The following is a 1,240-nucleotide window of genomic DNA, read 5'->3' as shown; positions in this document are numbered from 1 at the left end:
GGAAATCCAGCTGATAATAATTCAGCTGCAATAGGAATTTGTAAAAGCGAGTTAGATCTGACGTGCTCGAGGTCAAGAATATCGCTTATCTTTTTATTTGCACCGCTAAATGCGATAACTTTCGTTTCAGGTTTTCCTGACGTTGAACTGCAAGTAGACATGAAAAAAACCTTACTATGATTTGAGACCCATTGTATTGAGAGCTGTATGTTTGTTCAAATATTTCTTAAAAGTTACCAATACACAATGGGTTATCCTTGGAGTTAGAATAAAGATCGTCTATCTTATGAATAATAAAATTTACACGTAATATGTCAGAGATGATGCCAATTATTCATTACTTAACAGTACAGGTTTGCAAACGGGTATTCATAGAGCCTAACTACGGCGTAATGCGTTCTAATGATCCATTAGTTATAGATCCTGATCTATCAATGCAGCCATTATGTTTACTTGGCATCTCCGTCAATGATTTTCCATTAAATTACACGGAATATTATGAAAAAAATGACAGTAGTTGTTCCCTGTCAAAATTCCTGAAGACTTTTTGGAGCCGTTACTACAAGACTAATGGCCCAAATATTCCATTAGTTTTTGGAATACCAGATATCCTGGTTATCGATCATCGTGTGAAGGATATTATTAATCAATCATTTTATAGTTGGTTAGACTCGAATAATATTCAATATGAGTTTTCTGATAGTAAGAATAAAAAAGCTATTGCTAATTTTCGTCAGCATCAACACTATCCTTATATTGAATGTTACTCTGAGATAGACGTCCTAGATACATATAAAACTAAAAATGAAGAATATGCCTTACCTTTATCCGTTCTAAACACGATGACTAACTATTTAGATAGTGTTTTTCTCTTATCAAAGCATCGTAAAACTTTAATAGCGTATACCAGCAGACCTATTAAGCATCCAACATTTACAGAGTGCTGTCCTAACGATCTCCGACTATTTGACATTACACCTTTAGAAAGTAAAGCCGATAGAACTTTACAGGATGCATATTGGGTTAGCTCCGATTTAGAAAATGGCAATTATGGATACTTGCGGAATAGACAAGTGAAAGAAGACATAGATTGCACCAGAGAAGATAAAAAAGCTTTTTTGGCCCTAATAAAATCATTGCCAGTTACTCAATGGATGGATATTTTTACAAGCAATCAGATTGAATTATTGAATCAATTAAAAAAACAACGATACAAAGACACAATTGATATCGATCAGAT

1 pseudogene is annotated in these 1,240 nt (G+C 33.7%); it reads left to right on the top strand.

The features are described 5' to 3' along the window. Positions 1 to 392: 392 nt before the first annotated feature. Positions 393 to 1,240 (top strand): annotated as a pseudogene (locus Aba26S_RS20915) (hypothetical protein); the annotation flags it as partial.

This window comes from Acinetobacter sp. NBRC 110496 (genome assembly GCF_000876115.1).
Classification (GTDB): domain Bacteria; phylum Pseudomonadota; class Gammaproteobacteria; order Pseudomonadales; family Moraxellaceae; genus Acinetobacter.
The sequence above is the reverse complement of the archived record's forward strand: the minus strand, read 5'-3'. Positions and strand labels throughout refer to the sequence as shown.